The sequence below is a fragment of the Salinivibrio proteolyticus genome (genome assembly GCF_001996165.1).
Classification (GTDB): domain Bacteria; phylum Pseudomonadota; class Gammaproteobacteria; order Enterobacterales; family Vibrionaceae; genus Salinivibrio; species Salinivibrio proteolyticus.
The window spans coordinates 1-17,876 of sequence record NZ_MUFP01000034.1 but is presented as its reverse complement, the minus strand read 5'-3'; the positions used below and the strand labels follow the sequence as shown (position 1 = coordinate 17,876).

At 43.8% G+C, this 17,876-nt stretch carries 15 protein-coding genes; 13 read left to right on the top strand and 2 right to left on the bottom strand.

Going from position 1 to position 17,876, the window contains the following annotated elements; translation table 11 throughout:
- The 8 genes from BZJ19_RS16615 to BZJ19_RS16580 form a co-directional block, all read left to right on the top strand.
- A partial coding sequence (locus tag BZJ19_RS16615) for an O-antigen ligase family protein (protein ID WP_131826416.1) occupies positions 1 to 888 on the top strand: 888 nt, incomplete at its 5' end.
- Positions 885 to 3,026 carry a bi-domain-containing oxidoreductase gene (locus tag BZJ19_RS16610; protein WP_077676442.1) on the top strand — a complete coding sequence of 714 codons (2,142 nt, stop codon included), beginning with the start codon at positions 885 to 887 and terminating at the stop codon, positions 3,024 to 3,026. The genes BZJ19_RS16615 and BZJ19_RS16610, both read left to right, overlap by 4 nt.
- On the top strand, positions 3,023 to 4,837 hold the full coding sequence (locus BZJ19_RS16605) for a heparinase II/III family protein (RefSeq protein ID WP_077676441.1): 1,815 nt from the start codon (positions 3,023 to 3,025) through the stop codon (positions 4,835 to 4,837). Before BZJ19_RS16610 ends, BZJ19_RS16605 begins: the two co-directional genes overlap by 4 nt.
- A complete protein-coding gene (locus BZJ19_RS16600; RefSeq protein ID WP_102136155.1) occupies positions 4,837 to 6,024 on the top strand; it encodes a glycosyltransferase family 4 protein in 1,188 nt (395 codons plus the stop codon). The genes BZJ19_RS16605 and BZJ19_RS16600 overlap by 1 nt, the downstream gene beginning before the upstream one ends.
- Positions 6,025 to 6,090: 66 nt before the next feature.
- Positions 6,091 to 6,699 carry a sugar transferase gene (locus BZJ19_RS16595; protein WP_077676443.1) on the top strand — a complete coding sequence of 203 codons (609 nt, stop codon included), beginning with the start codon at positions 6,091 to 6,093 and terminating at the stop codon, positions 6,697 to 6,699.
- Positions 6,680 to 7,324: an acetyltransferase gene (locus BZJ19_RS16590; protein ID WP_077676440.1), complete on the top strand. Its 645-nt coding sequence runs from the start codon at positions 6,680 to 6,682 to the stop codon at positions 7,322 to 7,324. The genes BZJ19_RS16595 and BZJ19_RS16590 overlap by 20 nt, the downstream gene beginning before the upstream one ends.
- 2 nt (positions 7,325 to 7,326) lie before the next feature.
- Positions 7,327 to 8,502, top strand: a complete 1,176-nt coding sequence (locus BZJ19_RS16585; protein WP_077676439.1) for a DegT/DnrJ/EryC1/StrS family aminotransferase — start codon at positions 7,327 to 7,329, stop codon at positions 8,500 to 8,502.
- Between the two features lie 64 nt (positions 8,503 to 8,566).
- Positions 8,567 to 10,513 carry a nucleoside-diphosphate sugar epimerase/dehydratase gene (locus BZJ19_RS16580; protein ID WP_077676438.1) on the top strand — a complete coding sequence of 649 codons (1,947 nt, stop codon included), beginning with the start codon at positions 8,567 to 8,569 and terminating at the stop codon, positions 10,511 to 10,513.
- A gap of 81 nt (positions 10,514 to 10,594) precedes the next feature.
- Here the strand turns inward: BZJ19_RS16580 and galE are convergent, their stop codons facing one another.
- Both galE and BZJ19_RS16570 read right to left on the bottom strand, forming a co-directional pair.
- Positions 10,595 to 11,605: a UDP-glucose 4-epimerase GalE gene (gene galE, locus BZJ19_RS16575; protein WP_077676437.1), complete on the bottom strand. Its 1,011-nt coding sequence runs from the start codon at positions 11,603 to 11,605 to the stop codon at positions 10,595 to 10,597.
- A 119-nt stretch (positions 11,606 to 11,724) separates the two neighbouring features.
- Positions 11,725 to 12,477 (bottom strand): S1 family peptidase, encoded by a 753-nt coding sequence (locus tag BZJ19_RS16570; RefSeq protein WP_077676436.1) that lies wholly within the window; start codon positions 12,475 to 12,477, stop codon positions 11,725 to 11,727.
- 591 nt (positions 12,478 to 13,068) lie between these two features.
- On the opposite strand from BZJ19_RS16570, the gene BZJ19_RS16565 reads away from it, so the two are divergent.
- From BZJ19_RS16565 to rffA, 5 genes are all read left to right on the top strand, one after another.
- Positions 13,069 to 14,235 carry a nucleotide sugar dehydrogenase gene (locus tag BZJ19_RS16565; protein WP_077676435.1) on the top strand — a complete coding sequence of 389 codons (1,167 nt, stop codon included), beginning with the start codon at positions 13,069 to 13,071 and terminating at the stop codon, positions 14,233 to 14,235.
- A gap of 17 nt (positions 14,236 to 14,252) precedes the next feature.
- Positions 14,253 to 15,356, top strand: coding sequence for a dTDP-glucose 4,6-dehydratase (gene rfbB / locus BZJ19_RS16560; RefSeq protein WP_077676434.1), 1,104 nt, complete (start codon positions 14,253 to 14,255; stop codon positions 15,354 to 15,356).
- On the top strand, positions 15,356 to 16,231 hold the full coding sequence (gene rfbA, locus BZJ19_RS16555; protein WP_077676433.1) for a glucose-1-phosphate thymidylyltransferase RfbA: 876 nt from the start codon (positions 15,356 to 15,358) through the stop codon (positions 16,229 to 16,231). Before rfbB ends, rfbA begins: the two co-directional genes overlap by 1 nt.
- A 6-nt stretch (positions 16,232 to 16,237) precedes the next feature.
- On the top strand, positions 16,238 to 16,801 hold the full coding sequence (locus BZJ19_RS16550; RefSeq protein WP_235608284.1) for an acyltransferase: 564 nt from the start codon (positions 16,238 to 16,240) through the stop codon (positions 16,799 to 16,801).
- Positions 16,801 to 17,876 (top strand): dTDP-4-amino-4,6-dideoxygalactose transaminase (rffA, locus tag BZJ19_RS16545; protein ID WP_077676431.1); only part of this gene is annotated, 1,076 nt, incomplete at its 3' end. The genes BZJ19_RS16550 and rffA, both read left to right, overlap by 1 nt.

Below are 17,876 nucleotides of genomic sequence, written 5' to 3'. Positions count from 1 at the left end.
AGTGCATACCTTGCGGCTGGAAAAGCAAAAAATTTAATTATATATATCTCATTTAATTTGGTTTTCTTGTTTTTACAATGGGTTGATGTTGGTGGGAACTTTAAAGTATGGCTGTTGCCTAACATGAACCCAAATGTGATGGGTTTCTTTGTCTGTTTGAATTTACTGTTGTTGATATATTTTGTCGGCTCTCGATGTGGCCTTATTTTGAAATCTATATCACTTTTATTGATTCCTCTAGCATTTTTCTTGATTTTCGTATCGACTGCTCGTTCTATTTGGTTGGCGTTAGCTATTTGTCTGATTATTTACACTGTGATGCAGAGTCTGATATCGAATCGAAGTATATTTAACGTGCTTGCTTTTCTTGTAACTTTTTTACTGTTGTTTTTCCCTCACATATATATATATTTGAGCGAGTCAACTCTCGGCATTCAAATTGATACATTTGTTAGTGATGTTACAAACAAACGATTTTTTACAGGTCGAGAAGTAATATGGCAAGAAATGTATAAAGGTCTCGGTGATTCTGTGTTTTTTGGTATGGGTATGGGGGCAACTAATAGTGATATAGGTTTGCGTTCATCTAGTCATAATCTATATATGAGTTTTTTCTTTCAGTTTGGAGTGGTTGGTGTGGCTTTCTTTCTTTTGTCTTTCTTTTTGGTTATTAAGAATGCGGTTAGAAACTTAGATGCTTATATGGGATATAAGAATCGAGATATATGCTTTAAATGTACTTCTTTAATGGGGGCGCTTTTAATTTCATTACTTGTCCAGCAATCCTTTGAATTGTTTTTGTTTCAAAATAATCTACCGGCTAGTTTTCTATTTTGGTGTGGATTGGTGCTTTATTATTCACAAACTTATAAGAGTTATCGAAAATGAAACAAATACTGCAAGATATGGCTAACGGAGGCTCTACTTTAGTGGAAGCCCCAGCTCCAATAGCTACGAATGGGAATGTGCTGATCGATTCAACAGTTTCTTTAATATCTGCAGGTACAGAGCGTATGCTTGTTGATTTTGGCAAGGCTAACCTTTTGGATAAAGCACGTCAGCAGCCTGATAAAGTAAAGATGGTTTTAGAAAAGGTCCAAACTGACGGTCTGATGACCACAATTGATGCAGTGCAATCAAAGCTTGCTCAACCTTTACCTCTTGGCTACTGCAATGTGGGTACAGTTAACTCGGTTGGAAAAAATGTCGAGGGTTTTAAAGCGGGCGATCGAGTTGTTTCTAACGGACCTCATGCTGATGTTGTCAGAGTCTCTAAAAATCTATGTGCACTGATTCCAGATAATGTTTCAGATGAAGAAGCTTCATTTACTGTTGTTGCAAGTATTGGCTTGCAAGGTATTCGATTGGCAGAGCCAAGTCTTGGCGAGGCTTTTGTTGTAACTGGTGTCGGACTTATTGGTTTACTAACTGTACAGCTTCTTCGAGCTCAGGGCTGTCGGGTTTTAGCAATAGACTTTGATGAATCGAAATTAGCGCTGGCGAAACAGTTTGGAGCGGAGGTCTGTAACCTTAGTAAAGGTGAAGATCCTGTTGCCGCAGGTATAGCGTTTAGCCGTGGTAACGGTGTTGATGGTGTAATCATTACTGCTTCGACTAAATCCAATGACCCTGTGACACAAGCGGCACGTATGAGCCGGAAGAGAGGCCGTATCGTCCTTGTTGGCGTCACCGGACTAGAGCTTAATCGCGCGGACTTTTATGAAAAAGAATTAACGTTTCAAGTGTCGTGCTCGTACGGTCCTGGCCGTTACGATGCTAACTATGAAGATCAGGGTAATGACTATCCCTATGCCTTTGTACGTTGGACGGAACAACGAAACTTTGAAGCCATCTTGGATATGATGGCGTCTGGCCAAATAGACGTAAAACCGCTTATTACACATCGATTTGAGTTTGAAAATGCAGCACAAGCATATGAGGTACTGACTTCTGATAATGCCGCGCTAGGTATTTTGCTTCAATACCACAGTGAACCCTTTTCTCGCCACGAGAAGGCAGTCACGCTCAACAGTGAAGTGACTTTCGAAGCGTCTAAACCTGTTGTTGGGTTCGTTGGTGCAGGGAACTACGCTTCTCGCATGTTGATACCTGCTTTTAAAGCAGGTGGGGCCCAGCTACATACTATTGCTACTTCTGGTGGTATTAATGGTGTGACTCATGGTGAAAAAGCTGGCTTTGCGAAAGCTAGCACTGATACAAACGCAATGATTTCGGATCCAGAAATTAATACAATAGCAATTGTTACGCGCCATAACAGTCATGCTCACTTTCTATCTCAAGCCCTACGCGCAGGTAAGAACGTATTCGTCGAAAAACCTCTAGCGTTAACACTAGAAGAACTTGCTTTAGTTGAAGCTACATACTATTCAAACAGGCCTTCCTCCCCAACACCCAAATTGATGGTTGGTTTTAACCGCCGGTTTTCTCCTTTAATCACAAAAGCGAAGGAGTTGCTTTCTGCGATTAAAGAGCCGAAAAGTTTCATCATGACCATGAATGCAGGGGCTATCCCCGCGGATCACTGGACACAAGACAAGCACGTTGGTGGTGGCCGTATTATTGGAGAAGCGTGTCACTTTATTGATCTCATGAGATACCTTACTGACTCAGAGATAGTGTCTGTACAATGCCGTCGGATGGGTGATGTTAATGGTGTCGATATCACTGAAGATAAAGCAGCGATTATTCTTGGTTTTTCCGATGGTTCGTTCGGGACAATTCACTACTTGGCAAATGGAGCCGCTAATTTCCCGAAGGAGCGCATCGAGGTTTTCGCTGCAGGGAGAGTCCTCCAGTTAGATAATTTTAGAAGATTAAAGGGCTTTGGCTGGCCAGGCTTTCATAAGATGAGCTTATGGAGGCAAGACAAAGGACAAAAAGAATGTGTAATGGCTTTCCTGAAAGCTATTGAACTAGGTAAAGAGTCTCCAATTCCGGCGCATGAATTGTTCGAAGTAGCTCGAGTTACAATTGAAATAGCCGAGCAATTACGTAAACAACAATGAAGTTTAAACTAATAATTAAAATCGCAAAGGATTTGGGCCTTTTAAATTTAGCGAGGGTTGCATTTTATAAAGCGAGTGTTTCAAGTGGGCTAAACTCATTAAAGAAGATCCAATATGCACCTATATCGGGAGATTTTTTTCGAGCGGCACCTATAGCTAATCAAGGTGATAATCAACAACAAGAATATATGTTTTCTCCATTTGGATGGATGCCAGAAATATCGATAACTGATCTTAAATGGGATCTGAATGTGTTAACAGGGAAAAGTTATCCGCGCATGAACAAGCCTTGGTACTGCTTGGCTGACTTTGATTCTAACGTTGGTGATATTAAAGGGATATGGGAAGCATCTAGATTTGGTTGGTTAATAGGATTAGCTAGAGATTATCATCTAGGGAGACGTCAAGCACTTGATGAACTAAACGAAACCATTAACAGTTGGCTTGATCATAATCCACCATACTTAGGCCCAAATTGGAAATGCGGCCAAGAAGCTTCAATTCGCGTAATGCACGCCGCTGTGGCTGCTAAGTTACTGAATCAAATAAAGAGTCCTGAACCTGCGCTGTTAAACTTTGTTAAGGCTCATCTCGAACGCATTGCGCCCACGATATCTTACGCGATAGCTCAAGATAATAACCACGGGACGTCAGAAGCTGCGGCTTTGTTTATCGGAGGCACATGGTTAGTAGCTAACGGTGATGAAGACGCAATGCGTTGGGAGAAGATGGGCCGTAAGTGGTTAGAGAATCGTGCAAACCATTTGATAGCCGGTGATGGAACATTTAGTCAGTACTCAGTTAACTACCACAGGGTCATGCTCGATACGTACTCCATCTCTGAGCTATGGAGACGGAAGTTAGATCTTGAGTCGTTTAGTCCGTTTTTGTACCGAAAGATGGGTTTAGCAACTCGGTGGTTATATCAATTAACTCAAGAGGTTAACGGCGATGCACCTAATTTGGGCCATAATGATGGCGCAAAGTTGTTACCTCTATGTGACTCTGATTATCGAGACTTTCGTCCAGCTGTGCAGCTTGCGTCAGTTGTATTTTTGAAATCATCGGCTTGGCGTGAAGCAGGGAGCTATGATGAACCGCTTAAGCTTCTAGGGCTAAGCAAACCACAGCAAATACTTGGAAAGCCAAGATCGTTCCATTTTTCCCAAGGGGGATATGTTGGGTTAAGAAGTACAACCGGCGCATTCGTATTATTTAATTATCCTATCTTCCGTTTTAGACCGGCTCAAAATGATGCCCTGCATGTGGACTTTTGGCTTAATGGAGTAAACCTTTTAAGAGACGGGGGAACGTTTAGCTACAATGCTGGTCAAGCATATCTTGATTACTACGGTGGAACGCAAAGTCACAACACCATTCAGTTTGATGATCATGAACAAATGCCGCGATTGAGCAGATTTCTCTTGGGATCTTGGCTCAAGGCCGAGGGTGTTTATTGTGATCAGTCTCGACGGCGTTGTGGTGCAAGTTATCGTGACTATTTCAAGTGTCGTCATCATAGAGAGGTTTCTCTTTCAGAAAAAGCGTTGCGAGTTGTTGATGATATTCAAGGCGTACAGAAAAAAGCAATACTACGGTGGCGCTTGAGTCCTGGGGAATGGGTGATAGAAGGAAATCGAATTACCAATCATACTCATGCTATAACAATTGACAGTAATGTGGACGTTAAGCGACTTGAGTTAGTTGAAGGTAAAGAATCTCGCTATTACTACCAAGAAACTTCCATTCCCGTTTTAGAAATCGAAGTGGTTTCAGATGGAAAGATAACTACAGAGTATAAATACAGATAATGGATGTTCTTTATTTTCACCAGCACTTCTCGACACCTAAAGGCTCCACTGGAATCCGTTCATATGAAATGGCGAAGCGTCTTATACATCATGGGCATAATGTTACCATGGTGTGTGGTACATATGGTGGGGGGGAAACAGGATTAAATTCAGTATTTATTAATGGGAGGCGAGAGGGAGTTGTTGATGGCATCCGCATCATAGAGTTTGACTTAGAATACTCTAATTCGGATGGATTTATTAAAAGGAGTATTACGTTTTTTAAGTTTGCAACTAAAAGTGTTCTTTTATCCCTTACAGAAAAATATGATGTACTGTTTGCGACTAGTACTCCACTAACTGCTGGTATCCCTGGTGTTTTTTCACGTTGGTTAAGAGGAAAGCCTTTTATATTTGAAGTAAGAGATCTATGGCCTGAGCTACCAAAGGAAATGGGGGTCGTTAAAAATCCTGTTATTTTAAGTTTAATGTCTCTATTAGAGTGGGTGTCTTATCACAGTGCACATCGCTGTATTGGTCTTTCTCCCGGTATTGTCGAAGGAATTAAGAGGCGAGGCGTACCTAAAGAAAAAATAGAGATGGTGCCAAATGGTTGTGATCTCTCTCTTTTTAGTCAACCAAGCGAGCCATGGCGACCAGAAGGGGTCGCACAAGACGATTTAATGGCGATTTTCACCGGTACCCATGGTATAGCGAATGGTCTTGATGCTGTACTCGATGTTGCGATGGAATTAAAAAGTCGTGGCCGAGAGGATATAAAATTAGTCTTAGTTGGGCAAGGAGGGCTAAAACCGAAATTAGAGGCTAGAGCTCAAGAAATGCAGCTGGATAACGTTGTGTTTCATCCTCCCGTTAACAAGGAAAAATTGGCAGGTTTAATGTCCAGTGCTGATGTTGGCATGCAAGTATTAGCTAATATTCCTGCTTTTTATTACGGAACATCGCCAAATAAGTTTTTCGACTATATATCAGCGGGCCTCCCGGTGATTAACAATTATCCAGGATGGTTGGCAGAAATGATTAAAGATCATCAGTGTGGTTTTACTGTTGCTCCAGAAAGTCCAAAAGCGTTTGCGCGTGTCTTAGAGCAAGCAGCCGACGATAGGAAAGCTCTTGCTGCAATGGGAGATGCAGCACGCCAACTAGCTGAAAGTCAATTTAACCGCCATATGCTAGCTNTATGCTAGCTGATAAATGGGTTCAGTGGGTAGTAAGAAAAACTTAATCAGAGATGAAACCTTGATAGGTAAATGATGAAAAGACTATTTGATCTTATTGTGGCTTTTTTTTCCATCGTTTTTCTTTCTCCTATTTTTATCATTATAGCATATAAGCTAATTAAGCATCTTGGCTCACCTATACTTTTCCGGCAAACCCGCCCTGGGTTAAACGGAGAGCCTTTCGAAATGATAAAGTTTCGAACCATGAAAGATGCTACCGATAAAAATGGGAATACGCTTCCTGATTCTGAGCGCATGACGCCATTTGGTCAAAAGCTACGTAATATGAGCCTCGATGAGTTACCGGAGTTATGGAATGTGTTCAAAGGCGATATGAGCCTTGTCGGGCCTCGACCACTACTGATGCAGTATTTACCCTTGTACAGTAAAGAACAAGCGCGCCGTCATAACGTACGTCCGGGTATTACTGGTTGGGCACAAGTAAATGGCCGTAATGCGATTAGTTGGGAAGAAAAATTCGAGCTAGATGTATGGTACGTTGATAACCACTCACTTTGGTTAGATATAAAAATACTCTTTTTAACCATAAAGAAAGTCATTGCTAAAGACGGTATATCAGCACAGGACCATGTTACGGCTGCACCATTTGAAGGAACCAATAATGACGAAAACAGGAAGTAAATGTGCTGTCTTGGGTGCCAGTGGTCATGGGAAGGTGGTTGCAGAGGTCGCAGAGTTGAATGGGTTTAGTGACATTCATTTTTTTGATGATCGCTGGCCTACAATTAGCAACGTTGAGCACTGGAATATCCACGGGAATAGCGAAATGTTGCTCGCGCATGCCACAGAATATCAAACCATTATTGTTGCGATTGGGAATAACAGTACTCGGCTCGAAAAGCATCAAGCGTTAATTGCACATGGAGCGGTAAGCACACCACTTGTTCATCCGAAAGCAATCGTTAGCCATTATGCAGTCTTAGAGCCCGGAACGGTCGTGATGGCAGGAGCTGTGGTTAATCCGTTTAGTCATATTGGTCAGGCGTGCATTGTGAATACCTCAGCAACGATTGACCACGATTGTGATATCGCACAAGGAGTGCACGTTAGCCCGGGTGCGCATTTGGCTGGCGGTGTTCAAGTCGCCTCTGAGGCGTGGATAGGGGCGGGCGCGACGATAAAGCCTCTAGTAAAAATCGGCGCTAATGCAGTAATCGGGGCAGGCGCCACTGTATTACGAGACGTCGAAAGTGACCAAACCCAAGTCGGAATTCCGGCAAAGCCCTTGATAAAAAAGGAAGTTTGATCGTGTTGAATAGTCCATTTTCTCCCTGGCCGAGCTTCACGCAAGAAGAAGCAGATGCTGTAAGCCGTGTATTACTTTCGAATCGCGTCAATTATTGGACGGGAACAGAGTGCCGACAATTCGAGGAAGAATTTGCACAGTGGGCTGACTGTAATTATGCAGTGGCATTGGCGAACGGGACGTTGGCTCTCGATGTGGCATTAAAGGCGTTAGATGTTGGTGCCGGCGATGAAGTTATTACAACACCGAGAACCTTTTTAGCGACAGCCTCATCGATCGTCACCGCTGGCGCTATACCGGTTTTTGCTGACGTTGATTGTGATAGCCAAAACATCAGCGCAGAAACGATTAAGCCGCTCATCACAGAGAAAACGAAGGCAATCATCGTTGTTCACTTAGCTGGAATGCCGGCGGAAATGGATGCGATTATGGCTTTGGCGGAGCAACATAACTTAACAGTAATAGAGGACTGCGCCCAAGCACATGGTGCTAAGTATAAGGGGCGGAGTGTTGGTTCCATAGGGCACATCGGTGCATGGTCATTTTGCCAAGACAAAATCATGACTACGGGTGGTGAAGGCGGCATGGTTACCACGAATGATAGAGATTTATGGTCGCGCATGTGGTCGTATAAAGATCATGGCAAGAGTTGGGCTGCCGTGTACGAGCAAGCCCACCCTCCCGGATTTCGATGGCTGCACAATAGCTTTGGTACTAATTGGCGAATGACAGAGATGCAGGCAGTAATTGGCCGTATTCAACTTAAAAGAATGGCCGAGTGGACGGAGCTGCGTCAAAGAAATGCCAGAATACTCAATGAAGCTGTCAGTGATCTACCCGTTATAAGGCACATTAAATTGCCAGATTACATCGAACACGCTGCATACAAACATTACCTATTTATCAATCCTCATTACTTAAAACCAGAGTGGACAAGAGACAAGATTTTAGAGGAGATTAATCAATTGGGGGTTCCTGCGCTACAAGGCAGCTGCTCAGAGGTATATAACGAAAAAGCTTTTGACGGTACAGGTTTCCGACCCACCATACCACTTCCTAATGCTCAATATCTCGGGGAAACAAGCATGATGTTTCTTGTTCATCCTACTTTAACGAAGCAAGAAATCGAAAAAACAGCCGAAGTACTCAGGCAAATATTAATGAATGCCTCAAAGTAATTACTAGTCTCCACTTTTCATAATAAAAAGCTATCTATTTAAACCCTTTTCTGAGAGTGCTTGCATGCGCATACTAATGAAAATATGGTCAATGCCTCGTTTTTATAAAAGACTTATCAGCTTGTTATTGGATACATGTATTATTGTATCCTGTTTCTATTTGGCTTTCTCTGTAAGACTTGGCGAAGTATATATTCCTCTGTCAGATCAAACCATTAGTGTGCTTACAGGAACGATATTCGTTACCCTTATAAGTTTTACTCGGTTAGGGCTATATCGTGCAGTTTTAAGATACCTTACATTTCATGCACTTGTTGTTGTGGCCATTGGGGCATTTATTTCGGCAGTAACTGTTGCAGTTCTATCGTTTTATTTGAACGCTAACATTCCGCGTACTGTCCCATTTATCTATTTTACCTTTCTTGTATTATTGGCTGGGGGCGCGAGAATGGCTGTCCGGCTCCTCATTGAATATACCCATCAGAACCGGCACTCTGCGCGAGTATTAATATATGGCGCTGGTAATACTGGTAGACAACTTGCGATCGCACTGCGCAGTGCTAGTCACTACCAAGTTAAAGCGTTCATTGATGGAAATAAAACACTGGCTTATACAGTCATTCAAGGACTTACTGTTTATCCGCCTGAAACAGTCCAAGATTTAGTTAGTAAGCATGATATAGATAAGATCTTATTGGCGATGCCACGTTCAAATCGCACTGAGCGAAAGCGCGTGATTGACAGTTTGTTACATCTACCAGTAGAAGTACTCACTGTGCCTGATTTTGATGATATCGTGGAGGGAAATGCGACGGTCGATCAATTAAAAGATGTTGCCATCGATGACTTACTCGGTAGAGATCCAGTTGCGCCATCTCCCGAACTCATGCAAGCCAACTTGTTTGAAAAGGTGGTCATGGTCACCGGCGCGGGAGGCTCAATTGGTAGTGAGCTGTGTCGCCAAATACTCGCGCAATCACCCAAAACGTTAGTGCTTCTCGAACTGTCAGAATACTGCTTGTATCAAATTGACAAAGAGTTAAATCAACTGACTAAACAGTTAAACGTTGCGACGCAAATAGTTCCTCTGTTGGGCTCGGTACAAAGGCCAAACCGATTAACTACCATCATGAAAGCATTTGACGTTCAAACGGTCTATCACGCGGCGGCGTATAAACACGTTCCCTTGGTTGAATACAATGTGATCGAAGGGGTTCGTAACAATGTGTTCGGAACCTACCACTGTGCAAAAGCGGCGATAGCCGCGAATGTAGAATCCTTTGTTCTGATCTCCACCGACAAGGCTGTGCGCCCGACCAACATTATGGGGGCGAGCAAGCGTATGGCAGAACTCGCGCTGCAGGCGCTGGCTGACGAAACAGGTAAATCCCATCAAACGCGGTTTTGTATGGTGCGGTTTGGGAACGTGCTCGGATCGTCCGGTTCGGTGATCCCTTTATTCAAGCGTCAAATAGCGGAAGGAAGCGCCGTAACGGTGACTCACCCTGATATCATTCGTTACTTTATGACCATTCCAGAGGCAGCACAGCTCGTGATCCAAGCGGGGGCAATGGCAAAGGGTGGAGACGTGTTTGTGCTCGATATGGGCGAGCCGGTTAAGATCGTTGATCTGGCCGAGAAGCTGATCCGCTTGTCCGGGCTAGAAGTGAAGTCTGAAGATAACCCTAACGGTGATATTGAAATTCAATACACAGGGCTGCGTCCTGGTGAAAAGCTGTATGAAGAATTACTCATTGGCGATAACGTATCGGGTACTGGGCACGAACGTATCATGGCCGCCCACGAGACGTATCTATCTTTGAATTTGTTCGAGCACATTCTTACTGAGTTAGACACTGCCTGCCAAGCATTTGACTACCCAACCATTCAACGTATCTTACAAGACGCGCCTACACAGTTTACCCGCAAGCACGAGCTTGGCGATCTTGTATGGCAAGCGAGCCAACCGGTAAGTCGCGAGAATGTTATCCATTTGGGGACAAAAAAATAAACGCCTCAGCACATAGTGACTGAGGCGTTTTTCCTCGAAAAGCGCTCTCCGCGTATATCGAGGCTTATCTACGACAGTGAATTATTCATACCCATTTGGGTTCATTGATTGCCAACGCCAGGTATCCGCTACCATGGTTTGCAAAGACCGTTGTGCGCGCCAACCTAGAACAGATTCTGCATAGGCAGGGTCCGCCCAACATTCGGCAATGTCGCCGGCACGACGAGGCATGATCTCGTAAGGAATGGGACGATCTGCAGCGGCTTCAAATGCATGTACCATTTCCAACACGCTGTTACCTTGGCCAGTACCCAGATTAAAAATATGCGTGCCCGCCTGATGCGTCATCCTATCCAATGCCGCTAAATGCCCGTCGGCTAAGTCCACCACATGAATATAATCACGTACACCGGTGCCATCAGGTGTATCGTAATCGTTACCAAACACGCCCAATTTCTCGCGCCGGCCGACGGCGACTTGTGCAACGAACGGCAACAGATTGTTTGGAGTGCCTTGCGGATCTTCGCCCAATAAGCCAGATTCATGTGCGCCGACGGGATTAAAGTAGCGCAGCAAGGTCACACTCCACTCAGGGTTAGCGGCTTGGAAATCCCGTAAACATTCTTCTACCATAAGCTTACTGCGGCCATAAGGGTTGGTGGCGGAGGTAGGAAAGTCTTCACGGATGGGCACAGACGCGGGATCGCCATAAACGGTAGCGGATGAGCTGAAGATCAGTGACTTCACGTTAGCCTGCTGCATTGCTGCGACCAAGTTCAGCGTGCCTGACACATTATTATCATAATACTTCAGCGGCAGTGCGACGGATTCTCCCACTGCTTTTAAGCCAGCGAAATGGATCACGCTATCAATTTGGTGCGCGGCGAACACTGAATCTAAAAAGGCACGATCGCGAATATCACCTTCAAGAAAGAGTGGGCGCTTACCGGCTACACGCTCAATGCGATCGAGCACCAAGGGCTTACTGTTCGATAAATTATCTACCACAATCGGTGTATGGCCGGCGGCGAGTAATTGAATGCACGTATGGCTGCCAATATAGCCAGTGCCACCTGTGACGAGAACGTTCATAATGCTTGCCTAGTTTCTTGTTCAGGCGCAAGAGTTTAGCAGGCGAAAAACGAATAGACTAGCCAAGCAGAAAGATTTACCTCAGTAATATCTCTCCGCTTATTGTGTTAGTACTGTCACTAAGGCTGAGAATCCAGCAATGTCATCTCTGTCACATGCTCATTGTGGGCGATATCTTGTTCAACGGGTAAAGCCAAGGGGCTCAGCCCGCCATAGCGTGCGGCTTTGGTTTCAAGCCATGCATGAATATAGTTAATCGAAACAAAAATCGTCATTCTCGCCAAATCTAACCGCTCACCGTTATCGAGCGTGGTTTTCTCTGGATGTGCAAACCCAACTAAAATTCCCACCAACTCGCCATTGCTGTTAAAGGCACCGCCACCACTCATGCCGCCGCGTACTGGCGCATCGGTAATGCTCGAAGGGCAATTTTCCACTTCTTTAAAGCCCGAGATCATTAAATCCATATAATAGTGGCCGCTCGCGTTCAGCACATTCCCCGCACTTGATTTACCATACACCTCTATTACATCACCTTGATAAACTAACCCGAGTGGCGGCAGCGCCAAGTCTCGATTATCGGCCTCGATTAATGCGACATCGCAACGCGGATGCACCGCGATCACTTTATCGCGAGAAAAGTCGGCAACATGCGCCGCAGTGAGACTCAATGTTGGTGTAATCGGCACGCTGGTACCGAATTTACCACGCTCTAGCAGGGAAGAAGGTTTGACCATGTCAATCGGAGGGTGGATGGTAACTATGCGGTGATCGCCATTCGATACCGTACAACCCGCCATCCATATGGATAGACTTAATATACCGAATGCCATACCTAATTTTTTCCACAACACGGGGCGGACAAGGGACATAGGCCCTCCTTACTCTTAACCACTGCTTAAAGGTCAAGCCCCGATGCGCATCAAACGGCTTACATACATTAATAATAGATAAATAACTTAATAACGCTTCAAAAATAAGACAGGCAGGGGAAAGGAGCAGTAACTCACTAAAAAAGATAAAAAATTTTAATAGAAAAAAATGAAACAAAGATTAGAAAAAAGTGATGTATATCACGATATATAGACAGGAGTATGAAAAGCCATTCAGTCGAAATGATGAGATGAGCATGAAACTAGATAGTGTCAACGAATAGCTAGAATTGTCAGCGGTAAGTAAGCCTTTGTTTAATATATGAACATAAAGCAAAATCAGTACATAAAACAACCGCCATATTCTTTCAACCGAAGCAAAAATGTGTAGAATACCGCAGGCATTTTTTCCACCGTGCTAGGCATCATTTTGCCAGCATTGTGAGATCACATACAAAACGACTCAAAAAACATACAAAATCTGTGATCACCGCGCAATGGGGAGCGATACCTCCGGGCGGTAGCGTGTCTATTTATCACGGTTAAATCCAATAACTCTCTTTTACAGCTAGGTAACCCAAGGAAAAATCAATGAAAATTGCAGTTGCAGGCACCGGCTATGTGGGGCTTTCTAACGCGATGCTGCTCGCCCAACATTTTGATGTGGTCGCGCTCGATATTAATGAAGAAAAAATAACGCAGCTCAACCAAAAGCAATCCCCTATTGTTGATGCGGAAATCGAAGACTTTCTGGCCAACAAATCACTGCGCTTCACTGCCACCTTAGATAAACACCAAGCCTACCAAGACGCTGATTTTGTTATCATCGCCACGCCAACTGACTACGACCCAGAAACCAACTACTTTAACACCCGCTCTGTCGAGGCGGTGATTCGTGATGTAATGGCCATTAACCCGCAAGCGACTATGGTGATTAAATCGACTGTGCCGGTGGGTTATACCAAACAGATCAAAGAAGAGATGGGAAGCGATAATATCCTTTTCTCGCCTGAGTTCTTGCGTGAGGGCAAAGCCCTATACGATAACCTGCATCCTTCGCGCATTATTGTGGGTGAGCAAAGTGAGCGCGCAAAGACTTTTGCCAGCCTCTTGCTCGAAGGCGCGCTGAAAAAGGACGTGCCGGTACTCTTTACCGACTCGACCGAAGCGGAAGCCGTTAAGCTGTTCTCTAATACCTACCTTGCTATGCGGGTTGCCTACTTTAACGAGCTTGATAGTTACGCCGAAACCCACGGTTTGAATACTCGCCAAATCATCGAAGGGGTAGGGCTAGACCCACGCATTGGCAACCACTACAACAACCCATCGTTTGGTTATGGTGGTTACTGCCTGCCAAAAGATACCCGCCAACTGCTTGCCAACTACAACGATGTGCCAAACAACTTGATTAAAGCCATTGTTGACGCCAACACTACCCGCAAAGATTTTGTCGCCAACGCCATTTTGCGCCGTGAGCCAAAAACGGTGGGCATATACCGGTTGATCATGAAAGCGGGCTCAGACAACTTCCGTGCCTCATCCATACAAGGGATTATGAAGCGCTTAAAAGCAAAAGGCATTGAGGTGATTGTGTACGAGCCAGTCTTAAAAGAAGACACTTTCTTTAACTCAGAAGTCACTCACGACCTTGAAGCGTTTAAACAACGTGCTGATGTGATTGTAGCCAACCGCATGGTTGATGAAATCCGCGATAGTGCCGACAAAGTCTATACGCGTGATTTGTTTGGGACGGATTAAAAGACCAAAGGTTAAAAATGAAAATACTCGTCACAGGCGGTGCAGGCTTTATTGGCTCTGCCGTTATTCGCCATATTATTCAGCACACTAACGATAGTGTGATTAACCTCGATAAACTGACGTATGCTGGCAACCTGGAATCATTAGCGCCAGTTTCAGAAAGCAATCGCTACGCGTTTGAGCTAGTGGATATTTGTAACCGTGCCGAATTAGATCGCGTCTTTGCAGAGCATCAACCTGATGCGGTGATGCATCTAGCGGCTGAATCGCACGTTGACCGCTCAATCGACGGTCCCGCGGCCTTTGTCGAAACCAATATTGTGGGTACCTATACCCTACTAGAAGCGACCCGTGAGTATTGGAGACAGTTAGATGACCGTGCTAAACAAGCATTTCGTTTCCATCATATCTCAACCGATGAAGTATATGGTGATCTCCCACATCCGGATGATGTTAAACAGGGGGAAGAATCAGCCAATGAACCGCTGCCGATGTTCTTGGAAACGACCCCCTATGCACCTTCAAGTCCTTATTCAGCTTCTAAAGCCTCAAGTGATCACTTGGTCCGTGCTTGGATGCGCACTTATGGTTTACCAACCATAGTCACCAATTGTTCCAATAACTACGGCCCGTATCATTTCCCTGAAAAGCTGATCCCACTTGTTATTCTGAATGCTTTAGCAGGTAAAGCATTACCTATCTACGGTAAAGGCGACCAAATTCGTGATTGGCTATATGTCGATGACCATGCTCGAGCGCTATATAAAGTCGTCACGGAAGGCGAAGTTGGTGAAACCTACAACATAGGTGGCCACAATGAAAAGAAAAACGTTGAGGTAGTCGAAGCGATTTGTGCAATTTTAGACACATTAGTCCCGAAAGCGACTTCCTATGCCGAGCAAATCACGTATGTGCAGGATCGTCCTGGGCATGATCGTCGTTATGCGATTGACTCAAGTAAAATGCAACAAGCGCTTGGCTGGACACCGGTCGAGACCTTTGAAACCGGCTTGAAAAAAACGGTTCAATGGTATTTAGACAATCAAACTTGGTGTCAAAATGTTCAGAATGGTAGTTACCAAGGTGAACGCTTAGGTGTTGCTTTATCGGAGAGTAAATAATGAAAGGTATTATTCTAGCGGGCGGGTCAGGTACACGCTTATTCCCGATTACGATGGGTGTCTCTAAACAACTGCTACCCGTTTACGATAAACCAATGATCTACTATCCGCTGTCCGTGTTAATGCTAGCGGGTATTCGTGAGATTTTGATTATCACCACCCCTGAAGATCAAGATAGCTTTCAGCGCTTGCTTGGTGATGGTAGTCAATTTGGTATTCAGCTTGAATACGCAGTGCAGGAATCACCTGACGGCCTAGCGCAAGCCTTTATCATCGGTGAAGAATTTATTGGCGACTCGTCAGTCTGTTTGGTATTGGGTGACAATATTTTCTGGGGGCAAGATTTCCGAAGTAAGCTATTACAGGCAGTAGAGAATGCACAGACAGGTAAAGGTGCGACTGTATTTGGATATCAGGTCAATGATCCAGAGCGCTTCGGTGTAGTCGAGTTTGATAAAGAAAAACGAGCTATATCAATAGAAGAAAAGCCACAAAAGCCCAAAAGCAACTTTGCTGTGACAGGTCTTTACTTTTACGACAATGATGTGGTTGGTTTAGCGAAAGAAGTGCGACCTTCAGAGCGCGGTGAACTTGAAATAACTTGCTTAAATGATATGTACCTTAAGCGCAAAAAACTCAATGTTGAGCTCCTAGGGCGTGGATATGCATGGCTTGACACTGGCACCCATGAGAGCCTCCTCGAAGCCGCCCAATTTGTGGAAACCATTGAGAAACGGCAAGGCTATAAAATTGCGTGCTTAGAAGAAGTTGCATATAGCCAACAATGGTTGTCAAAAGACCAAGTAAAACATCGAGCTCAATTACTCGCTAAAAATGGTTATGGTGAATACTTAATGTCATTGTGCAATAAATAAGGAAGTATGATGGCATATTTAACCAACGACGCTCTATTAAATATCGGCTTTAAAGCACTTGGTAAAAATGTAAAAATTAGTGATAAAGCAAGCGTTTATGATCCTGAGTTGATTGAAATAGGTGACAACTCAAGAATTGACGACTTCTGTGTTGTTTCAGGGAACATCAAAATAGGGAGAAATGTTCACATCACCCCTCAGTGTCTAATAGCTGGTGGTCGCCCTGGTATAGTCATCGAAGACTTTTCAACGTTAGCTTATGGTGTAAAAGTTTTCACCCAGTCAGACGACTATTCGGGTGTAACTATGACGAATTCAACTGTACCTAGCGCGTTTAAAAATGAAATTGAAGGAAAGGTATATCTCAAAAAGCATACTATTATCGGAGCAAATAGTACTATATTTCCAAATGTGACATTGGACCAAGGAACGTCTGTGGGAGCAAACTCTTTAGTATTAGAGTCGACAGAGGCCTGGTCAATTTATGTTGGAAGTCCTGCGCGTAAAATAAAAAATAGAAGAAAAGAACTACTGAAATTGGAAGAGCAATACTTAAGAGAGGAAGGGTAATGATTCCATTTAACAAGCCATATCAGGTTGGTTCTGAATCAAAGTATATCAGTCAGTCGATATCAAATGGTAATACATCTGGTGATGGGCCCTTCACGAAAAAGTGTCACGAGTTCCTAGAAGAAAAATATGGATTTAAGAAATGTTTGCTGACAACATCTTGCACTGATGCATTAGAGATGACCGCTATTCTTCTAAATATCCAGCCCGGAGATGAAGTAATTGCACCTTCATACACTTTTGTATCTACTGTAAATGCTTTTGCACTACGTGGGGCAAAGATTGTGTTTGCAGATAGCTGTTCGGATCATCCTAATATCGATCCTAATCATATAGCTGAATTAATAACGCCCAAAACAAAAGCAATTGTGGTTGTACACTATGCAGGTATTGCTTGTGATATGGATAAAATCATGCAGTTAAGCGAGCAATATAGTGTTCCAGTCATTGAAGACGCTGCACAAGCAATCGACAGTTATTACAAGGGTAGGCCTCTAGGCAGTATTGGAACCTTCGGAACCTTTTCGTTTCATGCAACCAAAAACATCATCGCTGGTGAGGGAGGTTTGCTTGCTATAAATGATGAGAAATATATTCATCGCGCTGAAATTATTCGTGAAAAAGGAACCAATCGATCGTCCTTCTTCCGAGGCGAAGTTGCCAAATATGGTTGGGTAGACATCGGGTCATCATTTTTGCCATCTGATATTATTGCAGCATATCTTTATGCTCAGCTAGAAAATATCGACGATATACAATCGAGACGTAAAGCAATTTGGCAGCGTTATTATGATAATTTAAATGAAGTGTTAATTAATACAGGCATTGAGCTACCAACAATTACTGAAAATTCAACTAATAATGCACACATGTTTTATTTAGTGTGTGAAAGTTTGGAACAACGAACCGCGTTGATAAAGATGTTGAAAGATAATGATATAAATGCGGTTTTTCACTATTTATCATTGCACAAAAGTGAATATTATCAATCTCGATACAACGGGAATGATTTGCCGAATTCTGACAAGTTTACGGACACCCTAGTTAGGCTACCGTTATTTTATGACTTGACAGA

What these genes read in the sequence shown, in the direction of transcription:
- galE (WP_077676437.1), bottom strand. Translation starts at nt 11,605, where the DNA reads ATGAACGTTCTCGTCACAGGTGGCACTGGCTATATTGGCAGCCATACG.
- rfbB (WP_077676434.1), top strand. Translation starts at nt 14,253, where the DNA reads ATGAAAATACTCGTCACAGGCGGTGCAGGCTTTATTGGCTCTGCCGTT.
- BZJ19_RS16580 (WP_077676438.1), top strand. Translation starts at nt 8,567, where the DNA reads ATGCGCATACTAATGAAAATATGGTCAATGCCTCGTTTTTATAAAAGA.
- BZJ19_RS16570 (WP_077676436.1), bottom strand. Translation starts at nt 12,477, where the DNA reads ATGTCCCTTGTCCGCCCCGTGTTGTGGAAAAAATTAGGTATGGCATTC.
- BZJ19_RS16590 (WP_077676440.1), top strand. Translation starts at nt 6,680, where the DNA reads ATGACGAAAACAGGAAGTAAATGTGCTGTCTTGGGTGCCAGTGGTCAT.
- BZJ19_RS16610 (WP_077676442.1), top strand. Translation starts at nt 885, where the DNA reads ATGAAACAAATACTGCAAGATATGGCTAACGGAGGCTCTACTTTAGTG.
- BZJ19_RS16550 (WP_235608284.1), top strand. Translation starts at nt 16,238, where the DNA reads ATGATGGCATATTTAACCAACGACGCTCTATTAAATATCGGCTTTAAA.
- BZJ19_RS16565 (WP_077676435.1), top strand. Translation starts at nt 13,069, where the DNA reads ATGAAAATTGCAGTTGCAGGCACCGGCTATGTGGGGCTTTCTAACGCG.
- BZJ19_RS16595 (WP_077676443.1), top strand. Translation starts at nt 6,091, where the DNA reads ATGAAAAGACTATTTGATCTTATTGTGGCTTTTTTTTCCATCGTTTTT.
- BZJ19_RS16605 (WP_077676441.1), top strand. Translation starts at nt 3,023, where the DNA reads ATGAAGTTTAAACTAATAATTAAAATCGCAAAGGATTTGGGCCTTTTA.
- rfbA (WP_077676433.1), top strand. Translation starts at nt 15,356, where the DNA reads ATGAAAGGTATTATTCTAGCGGGCGGGTCAGGTACACGCTTATTCCCG.